1 pseudogene is annotated in these 546 nt (G+C 77.1%); it reads right to left on the reverse strand.

The window, feature by feature from the left end:
* Nucleotides 1-546, reverse strand: a pseudogene (locus tag FOE67_RS28000) (O-antigen ligase family protein); the annotation flags it as partial.

Consider the following 546-nt stretch of genomic DNA (forward strand, 5'->3'; position numbering starts at 1 on the left):
AATCTTTTCGTGGGCACGGAGATGGTTATAAGAGGCAGGGCCGTAGGTGCCCACCGCCCGGACGTCCTCGCCCATGTACGAGGCGCCGGTGCCGGTGAGGTACTGGATCGTGCCGACGGTGCCCTGGACCACCGCGGGCAGCAGGAGCGGGACCACGGCCCACCGGGCCGTGTCCGGCGCGCGCAGCGCCACCAGCAGCGCCAGCGGGATCAGCACGAACACCTGGAGGTGCCGGGCGAAGCCGGGGACGGCGGCGAGCGGGTCGCCGGCCGCTGCGGTCACCACCGCGCAGGCCGCCGCCGGGACGGCGACGACGAGCAGGACCCGGGGGGAGAGCCGGTCCGCGTCTCCGGGCCGGGGGCGCAGCAGGAGCGGCACGCAGCACAGGACGAGGAGCAGGGAGGCGAGGTCCGCGGCCCCGGTCGCGGCGGCGCCCGGCAGCGGCAGCGGGATCGGCACGGCGAGCAGCAGCGCGACGGCGGTCAGGGGGACGAGGACGGGGTCCCGCCGCACCGCCCCCGCCACGCCCCGGAAGGGGCGGTGCGG

The sequence above is a fragment of the Streptomyces calidiresistens genome (assembly GCF_014141525.1).
GTDB classification, from domain to species: domain Bacteria; phylum Actinomycetota; class Actinomycetes; order Streptomycetales; family Streptomycetaceae; genus Streptomyces; species Streptomyces calidiresistens.